Source organism: Neobacillus sp. PS3-34, assembly GCF_030915465.1.
Classification (GTDB): Bacteria; Bacillota; Bacilli; order Bacillales; family Cytobacillaceae; genus Neobacillus_A.
On the sequence record NZ_CP133267.1, the window covers coordinates 3,487,832 to 3,504,075 of the forward strand.

At 40.8% G+C, this 16,244-nt stretch carries 8 protein-coding genes, 1 tRNA gene and 5 pseudogenes; 13 read left to right on the forward strand and 1 reads right to left on the reverse strand.

Going from position 1 to position 16,244, the window contains the following annotated elements; genetic code table 11:
- Positions 1 to 408 precede the first annotated feature (408 nt).
- The 11 genes and pseudogenes from RCG23_RS18035 (at position 409) to yihA (ending at position 13,303) form a co-directional block, all read left to right on the forward strand.
- Positions 409 to 1,466 (forward strand): annotated as a pseudogene (locus RCG23_RS18035) (GerMN domain-containing protein).
- Between the two features lie 145 nt (positions 1,467 to 1,611).
- Positions 1,612 to 2,376, forward strand: a complete 765-nt coding sequence (rph, locus tag RCG23_RS18040; RefSeq protein ID WP_308176801.1) for a ribonuclease PH — start codon at positions 1,612 to 1,614, stop codon at positions 2,374 to 2,376.
- A gap of 2 nt (positions 2,377 to 2,378) precedes the next feature.
- Positions 2,379 to 2,990, forward strand: coding sequence for an XTP/dITP diphosphatase (locus RCG23_RS18045; protein WP_308176802.1), 612 nt, complete (start codon positions 2,379 to 2,381; stop codon positions 2,988 to 2,990).
- Positions 2,987 to 3,508, forward strand: coding sequence for a metallophosphoesterase (locus RCG23_RS18050; RefSeq protein ID WP_308176803.1), 522 nt, complete (start codon positions 2,987 to 2,989; stop codon positions 3,506 to 3,508). The genes RCG23_RS18045 and RCG23_RS18050 overlap by 4 nt, the downstream gene beginning before the upstream one ends.
- Before the next feature lie 295 nt (positions 3,509 to 3,803).
- Positions 3,804 to 3,880 (forward strand) — tRNA-Arg (locus RCG23_RS18055).
- A gap of 322 nt (positions 3,881 to 4,202) precedes the next feature.
- A complete protein-coding gene (locus tag RCG23_RS18060; protein ID WP_308176804.1) occupies positions 4,203 to 5,243 on the forward strand; it encodes a tetratricopeptide repeat protein in 1,041 nt (346 codons plus the stop codon).
- A gap of 161 nt (positions 5,244 to 5,404) precedes the next feature.
- A complete protein-coding gene (tig, locus tag RCG23_RS18065; protein WP_308176805.1) occupies positions 5,405 to 6,694 on the forward strand; it encodes a trigger factor in 1,290 nt (429 codons plus the stop codon).
- A 387-nt stretch (positions 6,695 to 7,081) separates the two neighbouring features.
- Positions 7,082 to 8,346 (forward strand): annotated as a pseudogene (gene clpX, locus RCG23_RS18070) (ATP-dependent protease ATP-binding subunit ClpX).
- 164 nt (positions 8,347 to 8,510) lie between these two features.
- A pseudogene (lonB, locus tag RCG23_RS18075) lies at positions 8,511 to 10,177 on the forward strand (ATP-dependent protease LonB).
- Positions 10,178 to 10,392: 215 nt separating this feature from the next.
- Positions 10,393 to 12,718 (forward strand): annotated as a pseudogene (gene lon / locus RCG23_RS18080) (endopeptidase La).
- Positions 12,719 to 13,303, forward strand: a complete 585-nt coding sequence (gene yihA / locus RCG23_RS18085; protein WP_308176806.1) for a ribosome biogenesis GTP-binding protein YihA/YsxC — start codon at positions 12,719 to 12,721, stop codon at positions 13,301 to 13,303.
- A gap of 32 nt (positions 13,304 to 13,335) precedes the next feature.
- On the opposite strand, the pseudogene RCG23_RS18090 reads toward yihA, so the two are convergent.
- Positions 13,336 to 13,819 (reverse strand): annotated as a pseudogene (locus RCG23_RS18090) (LiaI-LiaF-like domain-containing protein).
- Positions 13,820 to 14,039: 220 nt separating this feature from the next.
- On the opposite strand from RCG23_RS18090, the gene hemA reads away from it, so the two are divergent.
- The gene (gene hemA / locus RCG23_RS18095) at positions 14,040 to 15,386 is read left to right on the forward strand and encodes a glutamyl-tRNA reductase (protein ID WP_308176807.1); all 1,347 of its coding nucleotides are present in this window, start codon (positions 14,040 to 14,042) and stop codon (positions 15,384 to 15,386) included.
- Positions 15,387 to 15,400: 14 nt separating this feature from the next.
- Positions 15,401 to 16,234, forward strand: a complete 834-nt coding sequence (locus RCG23_RS18100) for a cytochrome C assembly family protein (protein WP_308176808.1) — start codon at positions 15,401 to 15,403, stop codon at positions 16,232 to 16,234.
- Positions 16,235 to 16,244: the final 10 nt, after the last annotated feature.

A 16,244-nucleotide genomic window follows, 5' to 3' on the forward strand; every position in this document is an offset into this window, starting at 1 on the left:
GATCTTCATGACACCGATGAAGACCCAAACCACCTTTTTGAATAGTGGAAATGGTCTTCGTGTCACCGATGAAGACTCAAACCACCTTTTTGAATAGTGGAAATAGTCTTCATGACACCGATGAAGACCAAACCCAAGGGCATTCGAGTCCGAATAAGAGGTGAATTCGGACAGATTTGATGAATGCAAAGGTAATTGAGTCTGAATATGAGGAATTCGGTACAAACTCAATATTAGAATTTTTTCAGAAAACAACAATCTTTGCGAAAACCCCCTTTTTTTTAGACAAATTGTCTTAATTTGTCTAAGAAAATATTATATAAGATGTCCTAAAAATCCTTCCTTATCGGTCTAAAAATGAAACAGGCTCGTATACATGTAGTACAAACTGTCTCAGGAGGGATTTATATGTCTAAAAATAAAACAACAACCATTGTTTCAGCCGTTCTGGTTTCTTCTGTCCTACTGTCCGGCTGTGGAATGTTTAGTTCAGAAACCCAGCAAAAAATTGACCCGCCAAAAAGTGTTACTTATACAAAAGATAAAGGAAAGACAAGCAGCACAGCGACTACAGCAAAAGAAAATGCCCAAGAAACAGTTAAAACTGAGCTGTATTTGATCGATAAAGATGGTTATGTTGTCCCTCAGACACTTTCCCTTCCGAAGACAGAATCTGTAGCGAAACAGGCCCTGGAATACCTCGTAGATAATGGTCCGGTTTCAGAAATTCTTCCGAACGGATTCAGGGCGGTGCTTCCGGCAGACACACAGGTTTCTGTAGCTATTAAAGATGGGGTGGCATCCGTAGATTTTTCAAAAGAATTTAAGAATTACCAGCCAGAAGATGAATTAAAAATTTTACAGTCTGTCACCTGGACATTGACACAGTTTGATACTGTGAAAAAGGTCAAAATGAAGATGGGCGGCCATGACTTGACAGAAATGCCGGTAAAAGGGACGCCAATCAGCGAAAATCTTTCGAGAGCAAGCGGTATTAACATCGATACCTCTGAGGTATTGGATATTATGAATACAAAACCCCTAACCGTTTATTATATTGGGGGCAAGGAAGGCGCGTATTATTATGTGCCGGTAACACGCAGGGTCAGCAACAATGAAACAGACAACATTTCTGCTGTTGTGAATGAACTGGTAAAAGGCCAAACCAAAAGTCCGATTTAGTATCTGATTTCATGCCAAATGTTAAGCTCTTGGAAGCTCCTAAAGTGGATAAAAATAAAGGGCAGGTAACATTGAATTTCAATGAATCGGTCTTTGGAAGTTACGAAGAAAAAATCATTTCCCAGCATTTGCTTGAAGCCTTGGTTTTATCTTTAACAGAGCAAAAGGGCATCAATAGTGTTGCCGTTCAGGTAAACGGAAAAGCCGAACTGGTAAACGAGCAGGGTAAAAAATTAACAGAACCAGTCTCACGCCCTGAAAAAGTAAATACGGGTAGTTTTTAGATATTAAAAATTTATTTTGTTATACTATATAGTGACAATGAAAGAGGTTGGCTTAAGGTGCCTCTTATTTATTGGTCTGGAAAAAATTTCGATTAATTTCCCAGCAGAAAAAGCAGGGAAGTTCAAGTGATGAGGAGGAAAATTGGTGCGAGTGGATGGCAGAAAAGCACAACAGTTGAGACCAATACATATAGAAACAAATTTTTTAATGCATCCGGAGGGATCAGTCCTAATTTCTGTGGGTGACACAAAAGTGATTTGTACAGCAAGCATAGAAGAAAGGGTTCCGCCTTTTATGAGAGGAGAAGGGAAAGGCTGGATTACGGCTGAATATTCAATGTTGCCTAGAGCAACAGGTCAAAGAAATATAAGGGAGTCTTCGAAAGGAAAGGTTTCCGGAAGAACAATGGAGATTCAGCGTTTGATCGGTCGCGCCTTAAGGGCTGTGGCTGATCTCGAGGCGATCGGTGAAAGAACCATATGGATTGACTGCGATGTGATTCAGGCAGATGGAGGCACACGGACAGCATCGATTACAGGAGCATTTGTTGCAATGGCTGTCGCATTAAATGGGCTTGGAGAGAAAAAGTCACTTTCTAGGTTCCCTATTAAGGATTATCTTGCGGCTACTAGTGTAGGCATTCTGGAAAACAACGAAACAGTTCTTGATCTGAATTATATTGAGGATTCGAAAGCACAGGTTGATATGAATGTTGTTATGACAGGCAGCGGTGAGTTTGTTGAATTGCAGGGGACAGGTGAGGAGTCTACTTTTTCATACGGGCAGCTTCAAGAATTATTAAAAGCAGCCCAGGAAGGTTTAATGGAGCTTTTTGAATTCCAAAGAGGAGCTCTCGGTGCTGATATTGCAAGAAAAATAGACGAAAATAGAAAGCACGGAGGGAAATAAGGATGAAGGAAGTTATTATCGCAACCAAAAACAAGGGGAAGGCAATGGAGTTTGAGCAAATATTCTCACCCAAGGGAATAAAAGTTCAGACACTTCTCGATTATCCAGAAATCGGTGATATTGAGGAAACAGGAAGTACCTTTGAAGAAAATGCGGCCATCAAGGCGGAAGCAATTGCAAAAAAACTTGATAAGATGGTGATAGGCGATGATTCAGGCTTAATCGTCGATGCACTAGATGGAAGGCCGGGAATTTATTCAGCGAGGTATGCAGGTGAGCCGAAGGATGATCAGGCAAATATAGACAAAGTTTTGGCAGAACTTGAGGGTGTTGCTGAAAAGGGCAGGACCGCAAGATTTTATTGTGCTCTTGCAGTTGCAACTCCAGGTATGGATACAGTTACGGTTTCAGGCACCTGTGAAGGGTTAATCCTAAGCGAACGCCGTGGGACAAATGGATTCGGGTATGACCCGGTATTTTTTGTCGCTGAAAAAGGACAAGCAATGGCGGAGCTTTCTTCAGAAGAGAAGAATAAAATAAGCCACAGGGCGAATGCATTAAAAGAACTGGACAGAAAGTTCGATTCAATTCTCGAAAGAGCCGATCATTCATGAGTAAAATGTTGATAGTCAGCGACAGCCATGGATTAACAGATGAATTGCAGCAGATAAAGGCCAGGCATGAAAACGAAACAGATCTAATGATCCATTGCGGAGATTCAGAGCTGATGGCGGACGATGCTGCGATAAAGGGATTTACGGTTGTTAGGGGAAATTGTGATTACGAGGCAGGATATCCAGATGAAACAACGGTGGCTTTAGGCGAACACAAGATTTTTATCACTCACGGCCACCATCATTCAGTTAAAACGTCTCTAATGGGCCTGCATTACCGTGCAAAAGAATTGAAGGCCGATATTGTTTGCTTTGGCCATTCCCATATACTTGGAGCAGAAGAAGCCGGAGGAACACTTTTTCTTAATCCTGGGAGCATCCGCCTGCCGCGGAGGAGAGTCGAAAAAACGTATATGATTTTAGAGCTTCTCGATAGAAAAATAATTCTGTCGGTGTTCGATATTGATGGCAAAGAAATAAATGATTTGTATAGGGAATTTTCCCTGCCTAATCAGTAGTTTTCTGCATATAATTACGGGGAAGGTAAGTTGCCTTCTCCTGTATTTTTAAAAAATATAAAACTTGTTGTTGACTTTTATAAATTAGCCTAATATAATAAAACTTGTCTTTAACAAATAAATAACTGAGTCATTAACAAATTAATCTTGTCCCAGTAGCTCAGCTCGATCGAGTAATCTTCTTGTATTTGCTTCAGCGTAATGATCGAACTGCTGCTTGAATGATCTTTCTGAGATCAGGACGGGATAACGCTTAATATTTTGTGAGTCGATAAAAATTAATATTTATAATCTTGTCCCAGTAGCTCAGCTGGATAGAGCACACGCCTTCTAAGCGTGCGGTCGGGAGTTCGAATCTCTCCTGGGACGCCATTTTAAATTACATAACTTACAAAGCTTGCCTTGAATGAGGCAGGCTTTTTTTGTCGTTTAGGAAATTATAAAATTGAATGAAGTGGATGACTTCTACCAGTTGTATTAATCTAGCTCCAGCGCCCAGCCCCTCGGGGTCATAAGCCAAATCACTCCAGAAATCAGGATTTCCTGCGTGATTCGTCTTATGCGTGTCGGGGCTAACCAGGGCGCTTGCGCCTTTTGTTCTGCTTTTTTAGCTGCTTCCTAGCTGTATTTTTGTTTTTTATCTTTTTACATGCTACACTATTCTTCAACAATATGCTTAAGGACGGTAACTGCGATGAAAAAACGGGATCGAATAAAACAAAAGGATAATGTCATTTTCTTTCCCGAACTAGAAAAAAGGCTGACAGAGAAGGGCCTTGAATGTCTGCAAATGAAAAACTTTAAAGAGGCCATCCGCCTTCTAGAGGAAGCAAAAGAGCTTGACCCGGAAAATGGTGAAATTTTAATAGGTCTTGTAATAGCATATTTTGAAGCTGGCAGGCTTGAGGAGGCCAAAATTCTATCAAAGGAAATGCTGCATCACGGAATTGGAGATTATCTGCAAATGGTTGATCTATACCTGACCATATTGATCCAGCTCCATGAATATGATGAAATCGTTGCTACGATAGAGGCCCTCCTTGATGAAAAGGAGATTCCACCGGAGAAATATGACCATTTTCTAACCATTCTGCAATTCACCAAAAGGATGGCAGGAAGCCGGCAGAATGAAAATAAATCCGATATGGAAGAAGGGATACCGCTTGAGAATGAATCTCCATTGGAGCTTAACCTTTTTTCTCTGCAGGACCCTAAAGAGCAGCTGCTGCTCGTTTCCAAGCTGGCCAATCAAAACATACGCCCATACATACACGATATTAAGGCATATTTGAATGCCGAATCGGGACATCCATTTTTAAAAACGATGCTGTTAAATATATTAAAAGAACAAGAGTATGACAGAGAAGTACTAGTTAAGAAATTGGGCATTGAGGATTCCTTCATTCCGGCAGAGCTGCCAGAGGTTTACGCCCAGGAAAGAATGAAAGATATCATTAACCATTTGAGCACCAGACTCGAAAATAACGATCCAATTTTATTTGAAAATACTAAAAGCCTAGTTGAAAGATATTTTTTTATTGCCTATCCCTTTCTTCTCGATCCGAATAAGGCTGAGGTTTGGGCAGCTGCCTTCCATTTGACTGCTCTTGAGTATCACGGGATGGAGGAGGATACTTCCGGAGTTCCCGGCCAATATGGGGTGACTGAGGAAGAAATGAGAGTGGCTGGGGCAAGAATCAAGGAATTTGAAGAAATTTCTTATCCGATAATTTAGTCCTGGCTGTTGAAAGAAAATAAACCTATGATATAATGTAGGGGTTGTAATGTGTGAAAAATCATATTTACATGAAAAGTGGATATTGGCTTGAGTGACAAGACGTATTCATATTAATTCGTACGAATGAAAATGAGAATAGATTGTTGGAGGGAAACGGTATGTCAGTAAAGTGGGAAAAATTAGAAGGAAACCGCGGAGTCCTTACAGTTGAAGTAAGCGCGGAAAAAGTAAACGAAGGCTTAAGCGCTGCGTTTGCAAAGGTTGTAAAGCAAGTAAACGTTCCAGGCTTCCGTAAAGGAAAAATGCCACGCGCAATGTTCGAAAAGCGTTTCGGTGTGGAATCATTATACCAGGATGCTCTTGATATTCTTCTTCCAGAAGCATATTCAGGTGCAATTGACGAAACAGGCATCGAGCCAGTTGACCGTCCTGAAATTGATATCGAGCAAATGGAACAAGGAAAAGAATTGATCTTCAAAGCAACTGTACAAGTTAAGCCTGAAGTAACATTAGGCGAGTACAAAGGCATTGAAGTTGAAGAATTTGATACAAATGTAACTGATGAAGAAGTTGAAGCAGAATTAAAATCTCTTCAAGAGCGCCACGCTGAACTAGTTGTTAAAGAAGAAGGCGCAGCTGAAAATGGTGATACAGTAGTAATCGACTTTGAAGGCTTCGTAGATGGAGAAGCTTTTGAAGGCGGAAAAGCTGAAAACTATTCACTTGAATTAGGTTCAGGTTCATTCATCCCTGGTTTCGAAGAACAGTTAGTTGGAGTTTCAGCAGGAGAGTCGAAAGACGTTGAAGTATCCTTTCCAGAAGAATACCATGCAGCAGAATTAGCTGGAAAGCCTGCAGTATTCAAAGTGACTCTTCATGAAATTAAAACAAAAGAACTTCCTGCACTTGATGATGAGTTTGCTAAAGATGCTGATGACGAAGTAGAATCTTTAGAAGAATTAAAGTCTAAGATTAAAAATCGCCTTGACGAAAGCAAAAAGCATGAAGCTGAACACCACGTTCGTGATGCTGTCGTAATTAAAGCTGGTGAAAACGCACAAATCGATATCCCTGCTGTAATGGTTGATACAGAAGTTAACCGTATGATGCAGGAATTTGAACAGCGTCTTCAAATGCAAGGTATGAACCTTGAGCTTTACTTCCAATTCTCTGGCCAGGACGAAAATGCCCTTCGCGAACAGATGAAAGAAGAAGCTGAAAACCGTGTTCGCAATAACCTTACTCTTGAAGCAATCGCAAAGGCTGAAAACCTTGAGGTTACTGAAGATGACGTTATGGCAGAAGTTGATAAAATGGCTGAACAGTACAACATGACTCCAGCTAACATTATCAATGCACTTGGCGGACTTGATGGAGTTAAAACGGATCTTCAATTGAAGAAGGCTGTCGACTTCCTTATTGAAAACAAAAAAACTGTGACAAAATAATTTTTATTAATGGCAGGGCACGATTTTATCGTGCCTTGTTTTATACATCTTGGCAAATACATATTATAATAAGAACAGGCTCACGTTATACGGACTGGAAATACATACAAGTGCTAGAAAATATTTTTAAAACACATACATACGACTTAATAGTGAAAATAATGGTTAAGCTTAATGAGTACATATCTGCTGGTAAAGCAGCAAAGCGAAAATAAGGGCGGCAAAAAAGAAATTTGCTTGAGAGTTATCATTTCCAGTCCATTGCCTAAATGTGTTACAATGCAATACATAACGCTGAAATATTTTGAAAAAAGCTCTTATTTAAGCCGTTTTGTTGGTGATCCACAACTTTAAATATTGTTTAAACGTTTCCGAGGGGTGAAAGTATTGTTTAAATTTAATGATGAAAAAGGGCAATTAAAATGTTCATTCTGTGGAAAAACACAGGACCAAGTGCGCAAGCTAGTTGCCGGACCAGGTGTATATATATGCGATGAGTGTATTGAGCTCTGCACTGAAATAGTCGAAGAAGAGCTAGGCACTGAAGAAGAAGTAGAATTTAAGGATGTTCCTAAACCAAAGGAAATCCGTGAAATCCTTGATGAATATGTTATTGGCCAGGAACAGGCGAAGAAATCGCTTTCCGTTGCTGTATACAATCACTATAAACGCATTAATTCCAACAGCAAGATAGATGATGTGGAGCTTTCAAAAAGCAATATCGCGATGATAGGGCCTACAGGAAGCGGTAAAACGCTCCTTGCCCAAACGTTGGCGCGCATCCTAAATGTTCCGTTTGCTATTGCAGATGCCACTTCATTAACAGAAGCAGGTTACGTTGGGGAAGATGTGGAAAATATTTTATTGAAATTAATCCAGGCTGCTGACTACGATGTTGAAAAAGCCGAAAAAGGCATTATCTATATCGATGAAATCGATAAAATTGCCCGCAAGTCTGAAAATCCTTCTATTACAAGGGACGTCTCAGGTGAGGGAGTGCAGCAGGCGCTTCTAAAAATCCTTGAAGGTACAGTAGCAAGTGTACCACCACAAGGTGGAAGGAAGCATCCGCACCAGGAATTTATTCAAATTGATACAACGAATATTCTATTTATCTGCGGTGGAGCATTTGACGGTATTGAACCAATCATCAAAAGGCGTCTTGGCCAAAAGGTAATCGGTTTCGGTTCAGATGTAAAACAGCTTGATATCAGCCAAAAAGAATTGCTCTCAAAAGTTCTTCCAGAAGATTTATTGAGATTTGGCTGATTCCTGAATTTATCGGCCGCCTTCCAGTGATTGCAAGCCTTGAACAGCTTGATGAATCAGCATTAATTGAAATTCTGACAAAACCAAAAAATGCACTTGTTAAGCAATATCAAAAAATGCTTGAGCTTGACGATGTAGAATTAGAATTCGAAGAGGAAGCATTAACAGAAATCGCGAAAAAAGCGATTGAACGGAAAACAGGTGCACGTGGTCTCCGTTCTATCATTGAGGGAATCATGCTTGATGTAATGTTTGACCTTCCTTCTCGCGATGATATTACAAAGTGTATTATTACAAAAGAAACAGTTGCAGATAACAGTGTTCCTAAGCTTGTTTTAGAGGATGGAACAGTGGTAGAAGAGGAAAGAAAAACATCAGCGTAATACAAAGGCCTGGCATCCGCCAGTTTTCGATTTTTAGGAAAGTTCTAGTACTTGGTTTAATACTTTCTTTGTTATGTTAAGAAAAATGAATTTCTTGTTTATTCCAACTCTTGAAAGGAAATACTAACAGATAACGAGATGTATTTATTTCAGGAGGGAATAGGATGAGTTGGACTGGGATCGCCTTATTTATACAGCTCTTCTTTGGCATTGTCATTGGGCTGTATTTCTGGAATTTGTTGAGAAACCAGAGAACCCAAAAAATATCAATTGACAAAGAATCGAGAAAAGAAATGGAACAGCTCAAAAAAATGAGATCAATCTCATTGACCGAGCCTTTATCTGAAAAAGTCAGGCCATCAAGTTTTAATGATATTGTTGGACAAAGTGATGGCATTAAAGCTTTAAAAGCGGCTTTATGCGGACCCAATCCGCAGCATGTCATAATCTATGGCCCTCCCGGAGTAGGGAAAACAGCTGCAGCAAGGCTGGTATTGGAGGAAGCGAAAAAAAACGCGAAATCGCCATTTAAATCGGAATCTGTTTTTATTGAATTGGATGCAACCACAGCCCGTTTTGACGAAAGGGGAATTGCCGATCCTCTGATTGGATCCGTTCATGATCCAATATACCAGGGTGCTGGTGCCATGGGGCAGGCCGGAATTCCGCAGCCAAAGCAAGGGGCAGTAACAAACGCACATGGCGGTGTGCTATTTATTGATGAGATTGGCGAGTTGCATTCAATCCAGATGAATAAGCTTTTAAAAGTACTCGAAGACAGGAAGGTTTATCTCGAAAGTGCTTATTATCATGAAGAAAATACACAAATTCCAACTCATATCCATGATATTTTTAAAAATGGCCTTCCAGCGGATTTTAGATTAATCGGAGCGACAACAAGGACACCGAATGAAATTCCACCGGCAATCCGTTCCCGTTGTATGGAGGTTTTTTTCCGGGAGCTTTCCCAGGAGGAAATATCAGCCGTCGCAAAGAAAGCGGCTGATAAGGTAAATCTTATCATTCATGAAACAGGCTTGAACACCCTGTCCAACTATGCAAGAAATGGACGGGAAGCAGTTAATTTGATTCAGACGGCAGCAGGCTTAGCAATCACAGAAGACAGAAATTATATAAAAGATGAAGATATTGAATGGGTAATCCACTCCAGCCAGATGACGCCAAGGATGGAACGGAATATTAATGATATTCCATGCATTGGACTGGTCAATGGGCTTGCTGTTTATGGCCAAACTCCGGAGCGCTGCTCGAGATTGAGGTTACTGTTATTCCGGCAAAAGAGAAAGGATCCATTAATATTACCGGGATTGTTGAAGAAGAAAGCATTGGCGGACAAGGTAAATCAATCCGCCGCAAAAGCATGGCCCGTGGTTCCATTGAAAATGTTATTACTGTCCTTCGATCTATGGGAGTACCGGCTGATGAATTTGACATACACGTTAATTTCCCGGGTGGGGTTCCGATCGATGGCCCTTCAGCAGGTATCGCTATGGCAACAGGAATCTACTCTGCTATTTACAAAATTCCGGTTGACAATAAGGTAGCGATGACCGGTGAAATAAGTATACATGGCAATGTTAAACCAATCGGAGGAGTCTATCCGAAAGTAAAGGCTGCTAAAAAAGCTGGAGCAAAGACAGTCATTATTCCGGCAGAAAACATGCAGTCCATCTTAAACGAAATAGACGGAATAAATATTATTACCGTTAGCCATCTAAATGAAGTGTTTGAGGCAGCGCTTAGCAGGGATTTTCAAAAACCGAAAATCATCCCCGCATCGATCGAACTGTCAAAAAAAGAAACGATATAATCTTTTAGCTTCGGCTTGCTGATAAAGGGCGGGCCGAAGTTTTATTTTTTATTCCAATTCATAAAGAGAACCGCTTTAATTGATACTAACAATAGGAACCGGCAGGAACTATTATTAGACACACATTTTCAAATAAGATAGAATTGTACAAAGACTGTTCCTGCTATAAAATTGGGATATATGTCACTTGATTTGCATTTGGAGGTGCAATGTTTATGGCGAAAGAGAAAGAACTGATCGTTCCCCTCCTGCCACTTCGAGGTCTGCTTGTCTATCCAACCATGGTCCTTCATTTAGATGTAGGCCGGGAAAAGTCAGTGCAGGCACTTGAAAAAGCGATGGTAGATGACCATTTAATTTTTTTGACTACTCAAAAGGATATTTCTATAGATGAACCATCTGAAGAGGATCTATATAAATTGGGGACGCTTACGAAAGTAAAGCAAATGCTCAAGCTTCCCAACGGAACAATCCGTGTGTTGGTTGAGGGATTAAAGAGAGCCGAAATCGTTACGTTCCAGGATGAAAATGAATTTTATTCGGTGAGCCTGAAAACCTTCGAAGACAAGGTGGAGAAAGATGTTGAAGATCAGGCATTGATGAGAACGATGCTTGAGTATTTTGAGCAATACATAAAAATGTCCAAAAAAATATCTGCAGAAACGTATGCTTCTGTTACAGATATTGAGGAGCCAGGACGAATGGCTGACATCATTTCATCTCACCTGCCTTTAAAGCTAAAGGAGAAGCAGGAAATTCTTGAAACGATTGATGTTAAAAAGAGAATGAATCGAGTAATCGATATCATTCACAATGAACGAGAAGTACTAAACCTTGAGAAGAAAATCGGCCAGCGTGTTAAGCGTTCGATGGAACGTACGCAAAAAGAATATTATTTGCGTGAGCAAATGAAAGGCCATACAAAAGGAACTAGGCGAAAAAGAAGGCAAAACAGGTGAGATTGCCGAATTGACAGAGAAAATCGATCTTGCCGGCATGCCTGACCATGTTAAGCTTACTGCTTTAAAAGAGCTGGACCGTTATGAAAAAGTTCCTTCTAGTTCTGCTGAAAGTGCAGTAATCAGGAATTATATTGAGTGGCTTGTTTCTCTTCCGTGGTCCAAGAAAACGGAGGATGACCTTGATATTCTTCGTGCCGAAAAAATACTAAATCAGGACCATTATGGCCTGGAAAAAGTAAAAGAACGGGTGCTTGAATACCTCGCAGTCCAAAAGCTTACAAATTCGCTAAAGGGTCCTATATTATGTCTGGCAGGGCCTCCCGGGGTAGGTAAAACCAGTCTGGCGAAATCGATTGCCACATCACTAAACCGCCATTTTGTCAGGGTTTCTCTGGGCGGTGTAAGGGATGAATCGGAAATTCGCGGACATAGAAGAACCTATGTTGGTGCGATGCCAGGCAGGATTATTCAGGGCATGAAAAAAGCAGGTACAATCAATCCTGTTTTCCTGCTCGATGAAATTGATAAGATGTCCAGCGATTTCAGGGGCGATCCATCTTCAGCGATGCTGGAAGTGCTCGATCCCGAACAGAACCATAATTTCAGCGACCACTATATAGAAGAAACATATGACCTGTCTAAAGTTATGTTCATTGCGACAGCTAATAATTTATCAACCATTCCGGGACCGCTTTTGGACAGGATGGAGATTATTACGATTGCAGGATATACCGAAATTGAAAAGGTTCATATTACGAGAGATCATCTCCTTCCAAAGCAAATAAAGGAACATGGCCTGTCGAAGAGTATTTTGCAGGTGCGGGATGATGCCATTTTGAAAATTGTCCGTTATTACACACGCGAAGCTGGTGTAAGGAGCATGGAACGACAAATGGCTACGATTTGCCGGAAGACGGCGAAAATCGTTGTTTCAGGAGAAAAGAAACGTGTTATTATTACAGAGAAAAATGTAGAAGAATTTTTGGGCAAGCCAAAGTTCCGATACGGACAGGCTGAGCTTGAGGATCAGGTAGGAGTAGCTACAGGGCTGGCATATACAACTGTCGGCGGCGACACCCTCCAAATTGAAGTTTCCCTCTCACCAGGCAAAGGGAAATTGGTTTTAACAGGAAAACTGGGTGATGTCATGAAGGAATCTGCGCAGGCAGCTTTCAGCTATATTCGTTCCAAAGCGAAGGAACTTGGAATCGATCCCGCATTCCATGAAAAATATGATATTCATATCCATGTTCCAGAAGGAGCTGTTCCAAAAGATGGGCCTTCAGCTGGAATCACCATGGCGACTGCACTCGTTTCGGCATTATCAGGACGGCCAATTAGACGGGAAGTCGGAATGACAGGGGAAATAACCCTTAGGGGTAGAGTGCTGCCAATAGGCGGTTTAAAAGAAAAAACATTAAGTGCGCACAGGGCTGGACTTACTAAAGTGATTATTCCAAAGGATAACGAAAAGGATATTGATGATATTCCAGAAAGCGTCAGGAATGAAATGGATTTCGTGCTCGTCTCTCATGTGGATGAAGTATTGAAGCATGCCCTTGCAGAAGGTGGAGCGTAAATGAAAGTTGTTAGTTCAGAAATTGTAATCAGTGCAGTTAAACCCGACCAATACCCTGAAGGGGATCTGCCCGAATTTGCTTTAGCAGGAAGGTCAAATGTAGGAAAGTCCTCGTTCATTAATAAACTGCTTAACCGCAAAGGACTTGCGAGAATCTCTTCCAAGCCAGGGAAAACTCAAACCTTAAATTTTTATATCATTAATGAGGTTCTCCATTTTGTGGATGTTCCGGGATATGGTTATGCGAAGGTTTCTAAAAGTGAACGGGCTGCCTGGGGCAAAATGATTGAAACGTATATAACTTCAAGGGAACAATTAAAGGCAGTCGTTTTAATTATTGATCTCCGTCACCAGCCTACACAGGATGACGTTATGATGTACGAATTTTTAAAACATTATGAAATTCCCTGCATTGTCATAGCAACAAAGTGCGATAAAATTCCTAAAGGGAAATGGCAAAAGCATCTAAAGGTTGTCAAAGAAACACTGGACCTAGATCCAAACGACCAAATCATCCTTTTCTCGTCTGAAACAGGGGAAGGAAAAGATAAGGCATGGGCAACGATAGAGAGTTATATGAAATAATGAAAAAACGTCCGGACAAAGGGTCCGGACGTTTATTTTTTTTTGAAAAATAAGAAGTAAGCTCCAAAGAGGATTAATACAGCCGGCCAAAATTTCCATGCCAGCGAAAATCCGTTTTGAACCAATCCAAGGTAGCCGGCAATTTTGTCGTAAAACAAAAGAAGCACGGCCAAAAGGATGAATAACATAGCCTGGAATAATCCAGTGCCCGTTTTTTGATATCTGAGCAGAAAGCCGAGTGCAATTATGAAGATAAATGTCCCTATATGGTCAGGCCAGAATGCCAGATGATGAACGAGATGGAAATGCAGGCCAAAGCCTGCCAGGATAACCCCGGGAAGGATCGCTTCATGATCCTTTGAAAAGTAGCCCTGCCCAAGGAAGGCGGCACCAACAATGACCAACAGGGTAGGCCATGTATAAAATTGTTGAAATAAAGTGATTCCCGATTGCTGTAAAAAAAAGTCCACCAAAGCCAATTAAGATAATTCCAGGGAAAATTCGTTGATTTTTCATGAAATACACCACTTCCAGAAAGGTTCACTTGAATCCAAGCTGATTTTTTGATACTGTACTTAGGGAAGTATTTGTCGATTAATGAATATCCTAGCCATTCATTTTTTTATAATATCACATAGTTTCGTTTTCTGTTCACATTTTTTGGGCAAAATGAAAAATAACCCATGATATAATTAGACTAGTTAAGAATGAACATTTATTAGGGGGTCTTGAAAAAATGCATACGTTAGTGGTCGGTATTAACTATAGAACAGCCCCTGTTGAAATCAGAGAACGGCTCACTTTTGATCCATCCTTTATTGCGGATGCGACAAAAAAATTAAACACCAAGAAGAGCATTTTGGAGAATGTTATTCTTTCAACCTGCAACCGTACGGAAATTTATGCAGTGGTTGACCAACTGCATACTGGCCGTTACTATATGAAAGAATTTTTATCTGAGTGGTTTGGCATGGAACAGGACGAATTTTCTCCTTTCCTTTTCATATATGAGGAAGAGGCGGCCGTCGAGCATTTGTTCAAAGTAGCCTGCGGACTTAACTCCATGATTCTTGGTGAAACGCAGATTCTTGGGCAGGTTCGTTCCAGCTTCCTGCTATCTCAACAGGAGCAGACAACAGGTACAGTGTTTAACCATCTTTTTAAACAGGCAATCACGCTTGCCAAGCGCGGCCATTCTGAAACAGATATTGGTGCCAATGCCGTTTCAGTCAGTTATGCGGCAGTTGAACTTGCAAAGAAAATTTTTGGGTCCCTCGAAAATAAACATGTACTTATTTTTGGTGCAGGAAAAATGGGCGAACTAGCCGCCCAGAATTTACAAGGCAGCGGAGTGAAAAAAGTAACGGTCATCAACCGTACATTCGAGAAAGCTGTCGGGCTTGCGGAAAAATTTGACGGTCAGGCAAGGACTATGCAGGAGCTTCAGGCTTCATTAACCGAAGCGGATATTTTAATCAGCTCAACTGGCTCAAATGGGATTGTCATTACAAAAGAGATGATGGCAGCTGTGGAAAAAATGCGGAAGGGTAAACCGCTTTTTATGGTTGATATCGCCGTACCACGTGATTTAGACCCGAATATTGCAGAACTGGAAAATGTCTTTTTATATGATATAGATGATTTAGAAGGAATTGTGGAAGCAAACCTTCAGGAAAGAAAAAAGGCTGCAGAAAAAATCTCGATTATGGTAGAAAAAGAGATAGTAGAATTTAAGCAGTGGCTTGGTTTGCTTGGAGTTGTCCCAGTCATTACTGCCTTAAGGGAAAAAGCGCTGGCGATCCAGTCTGAGACGATGGAAAGCATTGAACGAAAGCTCCCTGAACTGTCAGAACGGGATAAAAAAGTATTAAACAAACATACAAAGAGTATTATTAACCAGCTTTTAAAAGATCCTATTTTGCAGGCAAAGGAATTGGCTGCACGGCCGGATGCTGAAGATGCTCTGGATTTATTCGTGAAAATCTTTAATATAGAAGCTCTTGTTGAAGAGCAAAATCAACTGAAAGCAGCCGAACCAGTTAAGATGATGGTTCAAGCACCTCAGGCTTCCTTTCAGTCGTAAGTGAGGTACAGTCTATGTTTGACATCCATATGACAAGACTGCACGAACTTACAGTTGTTATCTATGCCTTCAGCGTGCTGTTATATTTCTTTGATTTCATTCACCATAACCGGAAGGCAAACCGAGCAGCCTTCTGGTTACTTGCATTTGTGTGGATTTTGCAAACGGTATTTCTATTTTTATATATGATGAAAACAGGGCGTTTTCCCGTGTTGACCATATTCGAAGGCCTTTATTTCTACGCCTGGGTTCTGGTTACGCTGTCCCTTGGCATTAACAGGCTGTTAAGAGTCGATTTTATCGTTTTTTTTACGAATATTCTCGGATTTATCGTTATGGTTATACATACCTTTGCACCTGTTCAGTATGGGTCGCATATCATCGGGCAAAAGCTAATGTCCGAGCTGCTTCTCATACATATTACAATGGCGATTCTTTCCTACGGAGCCTTCTCACTTTCCTTTGTGTTCTCCCTGCTGTATTTGTTTCAATACGATTTATTGAAAAAGAAAAAGTGGGGAAAAAGGCTTATGCGCCTGGCTGATTTAACGAAACTTGAGAACCTCTCTTATTTACTTGCAGTTATCGGTGTTCCGATGCTGATATTGAGCCTGATACTGGGGCTGCAATGGGCTATATTAAAGGTTCCGGGCATGTCATGGTACGACGCAAAGGTGATTGGCTCCTTCATCGTATTGACCACATACAGCATCTACCTTTACCTTCGCATTGGCAGGAATCTTGCAGGGAAAACCCTGGCTTTATGGAACGTAGGCTCTTTTTTAATCGTACTTATCAACTTTTTTCTTTTTGGTCAATTATCATCATTCCATATTTGGAATTCGTAAATCAGGAGGC

Bases quoted from the DNA above. Each gene is read 5' to 3' on its own strand.
- RCG23_RS18045 (WP_308176802.1), top strand. From the start codon at position 2,379: ATGAAGGAAGTTATTATCGCAACCAAAAACAAGGGGAAGGCAATGGAG.
- RCG23_RS18050 (WP_308176803.1), top strand. From the start codon at position 2,987: ATGAGTAAAATGTTGATAGTCAGCGACAGCCATGGATTAACAGATGAA.
- RCG23_RS18060 (WP_308176804.1), top strand. From the start codon at position 4,203: ATGAAAAAACGGGATCGAATAAAACAAAAGGATAATGTCATTTTCTTT.
- tig (WP_308176805.1), top strand. From the start codon at position 5,405: ATGTCAGTAAAGTGGGAAAAATTAGAAGGAAACCGCGGAGTCCTTACA.
- yihA (WP_308176806.1), top strand. From the start codon at position 12,719: ATGAAAGTTGTTAGTTCAGAAATTGTAATCAGTGCAGTTAAACCCGAC.
- hemA (WP_308176807.1), top strand. From the start codon at position 14,040: ATGCATACGTTAGTGGTCGGTATTAACTATAGAACAGCCCCTGTTGAA.
- RCG23_RS18100 (WP_308176808.1), top strand. From the start codon at position 15,401: ATGTTTGACATCCATATGACAAGACTGCACGAACTTACAGTTGTTATC.